1 protein-coding gene is annotated in these 1,245 nt (G+C 65.2%); it reads right to left on the minus strand.

Going from position 1 to position 1,245, the window contains the following annotated elements; genetic code table 11:
• Positions 1-20 precede the first annotated feature (20 nt).
• Positions 21-992 carry a transposase gene (locus J2Y70_RS22235; protein ID WP_309922732.1) on the minus strand — a complete coding sequence of 324 codons (972 nt, stop codon included), beginning with the start codon at positions 990-992 and terminating at the stop codon, positions 21-23.
• Between the last annotated feature and the right edge of the window lie 253 nt (positions 993-1,245).

The raw sequence follows: 1,245 nt of genomic DNA on the forward strand, positions 1-1,245 counted from the left end.
TGTAGATACCGTCTTCCCGTCTAACAGGCAATGGCCTTTTGAGGATCGAAGGGCGTGTTTGATTTGAGGACGCCGTAGGCAAGATGCAGCAACTTGCGCATGGCGGCGCAGACGATTTGCTTGCCGGCTTTGCCGCGTTCGCGCAGGCGCTGCTTCAGCGCACGGACGACCGGGTTGTGGGTCATGGCGACCAAGGCCGGCATGTACAGGCCCGCACGCAGCCGCGAGGAGCCGGTGCGGGAGATGCAGACCTGGCCCTGGCGCTTGCCGGACTCCTGCAGCCGGGGGTTGAGCCCGGCAAAGGCGGTCACCGCCGAGGCGTGAGCGAAGCGCTCCACATTGCCCAATTCGGCCAGCATCAACGCCGCGCTGGTGTCGGCGATCCCGTCGATGCTCACCAACAATTCGCGCTGCCCGCGCAAGGTCGGGTCCTGGTCGATATGGTCCTCAATGGCCCGTTCGATCTGCGCGATGCGTGCCTGCAGGTGGTCGATGCTCTCCAGGATCGAGTCGCGCACCACGCGCGCCGCGACGTCCAGGCGGTTGCGCTCCATCTGCAGCATCTGCAGCAGGTCGTCCCGGCGCCGCACCAGCGCCTTGAGCTGCTTGAGCGCCGGCGGGTCGGGTTGCCAGGGCCGCAGCTGCGCCGCATGGCGCTGGCCGTAGCTGGCGATCAGCTTGGCATCGCTGCGGTCGGTCTTGACCCGGGTCAGTTGGCTGCGTGCGTATAGCGCCATCTGCGCGGGGTTGAGCACGCATACGCGGTAGCCCAACCCATGCACGAACTCGGCCAGCGCCTCGTGGTAGGTGCCGGTGGCTTCCACCACGATCCAGCTGTCCGCCTGCGCGTGCGTCTGCAGCCACGTGTGCAAGGCCTGGAAGCCCTTCGGATCGTTGGGAAGCTTGGCCTTGGTACGGTATTTGCCGTTGGCCAGGTCGATGGCCAGGTCGAAACTGCGCTTGGCGACGTCGATGCCGACGACTGGGGACATAAGGACTCCTCCATCGGATGGGTGATCACGATCATCGCTGCGCCCGGTCCTGCCTTGTGGATGCGAGTTCACGCCAGCGGCGGACTCTGGATACCGTGCGGACACCGCAGGGCCAGCAGATGGAGGGCGGGAGCCGATCTACAGCACAAGCTCGAAGCTTCAGGAGCGACTGGACTTCCCGCACCTCCCCCGATGATCAGTCGGAAGACATAACGCCTTCAGGGGCGCCATGTCCAGATACAAGGAGCGGCTT

The sequence above is a fragment of the Xanthomonas sp. 1678 genome (genome assembly GCF_031455575.1).
Classification (GTDB): Bacteria; Pseudomonadota; Gammaproteobacteria; order Xanthomonadales; family Xanthomonadaceae; genus Xanthomonas_A.

Excerpts from the sequence above, each read along its gene's own strand:
- J2Y70_RS22235 (WP_309922732.1), bottom strand. The coding sequence starts at position 992 with ATGTCCCCAGTCGTCGGCATCGACGTCGCCAAGCGCAGTTTCGACCTG.